This window comes from Candidatus Cloacimonadota bacterium, assembly GCA_011372345.1.
Classification (GTDB): Bacteria; Cloacimonadota; Cloacimonadia; order Cloacimonadales; family TCS61; genus DRTC01.
In genome coordinates, this window is record DRTC01000568.1 from 1 (window position 1) to 1,535 (window position 1,535).

A 1,535-nucleotide genomic window follows, 5' to 3' on the forward strand; every position below is an offset into this window, starting at 1 on the left:
AGCACTTTTGGGAAATCTCCCCTAAAAACAAGACCGGTTTGATCTGTTTCTGGGATATGCCTTAAAAAATCCATCTTTTATCCGTTTGCTAAACTAATTGATAAGAGAGCATCTTTCAAATGCAACTAATGATAAATTCCCAATTCAAATTTCAAATAATCTCTCTCATATTTATGAAATTACTTTTCAGAATCTTTCAGAAACTATGATACACTACCTTTTTTTTGGAATCACATAATAATTTCAAACTTCTTTAAACAACACGAGCCAAAAAAGAAAAATTTGTTTATTAGTGTCAAATTATTTTTTATTTTTATTGATTCAGGATAGTTTCAATATCTTTTTGTTGGAAGTATTCCTGGTTCAATTTGTTCTTTTCGAGGAAGTTACACATTTCCATAATCTTTTCATGAACAGGAATCCGAATCTTATTTTTATGAGCGATCTCGATGATCACCCCGAGGAAATAATCCGCTTCGAGAGGTTTGGATTTCTGCAGATCCTGCCAAGTAGAATTGTAAACAGGTATTTTCGGTTTATAAGGTGCTGCTGTTTTTTTGAAATGTTCGATCATCTGCTGGATGGTTTTATCCTTTGAAGAACAGGGAGTGGCATCGATCTTTGCAGATTTCAATACAATTTCGATTTCCTCGAGGAGTTTGATCTTAACTTGATTGGTTAGATTCCTGTCGATTTGGGGATTACTGAACATTCCGGTAGCAACACTCGTTACATTCAACGCCAGCTTCAGCCATTTATCATTCATTATATCTTCGGAAACACTAACATCGAAACCGGAATCTTTGAGATCATCAGCAACATTTTCAATAAACTTATCTCTCCCTTTTGGATATTTCCCGAGAATGATTCTACCGACTTTTCGAAAATTTACAATTCCGGATTCCAGTAAATGGGTTGTCATTCTGAAAACTCCCCCGTAACAGTTTGGAAAATACTTAACAATTTCCGGTTCATTAAGAACACTGTTTTGGAGAGAAATGAACGGAGTTTCTTTTGGATAATGTTTTCCAATTTCTTTTAAACTATTAGGAGTGTCCTGCGATTTTACGGTTAGAATGATAACATCGTTTTTTTGTGTTTGAATATCTGCAAGCGAGCAAAAGGAAGCAATTTCTACTTTGCATGAATCTTTGTAGGAATTAAGTTCTAATCCGTCTTTATTGATCTTTTGAACATGTTCTTTCCTGCCGATCAAAACTGCATTTTTCTTATTCAAAGCAAGTAATCCACCAGCTGTTGATCCGACAGCTCCTGCTCCGAAAATGATGTATCTGTGATTGTTGCTGTTCATTTATTTGTCTCACGGAACTCTGTTCCGTCTGTAATATTGAATCTAAGATTCACTTTTTTTATATTCCAGTTTCACGACCTGTTTTTATCAATATCATAAAAAATGAGATCTGCATAACTGAGTGTTTTTCAGCGTAATTCAAAAAAAGCGTGTCTTTGCGGGATTTTCTTCTTGCTGTTACAAACGAAGCAATCTCACTACCATAGGCGAGTAAATCTCATTG

1 protein-coding gene is annotated in these 1,535 nt (G+C 34.8%); it reads right to left on the bottom strand.

Annotated features, from left to right (window positions below):
• Positions 1-313: 313 nt before the first annotated feature.
• A complete protein-coding gene (locus ENL20_10840; protein HHE39051.1) occupies positions 314-1,312 on the bottom strand; it encodes a ketopantoate reductase family protein in 999 nt (332 codons plus the stop codon).
• Positions 1,313-1,535 lie beyond the last annotated feature (223 nt).

Coding starts and splice junctions, on each gene's coding strand:
- ENL20_10840 (HHE39051.1), bottom strand. CDS start 1,312: ATGAACAGCAACAATCACAGATACATCATTTTCGGAGCAGGAGCTGTC.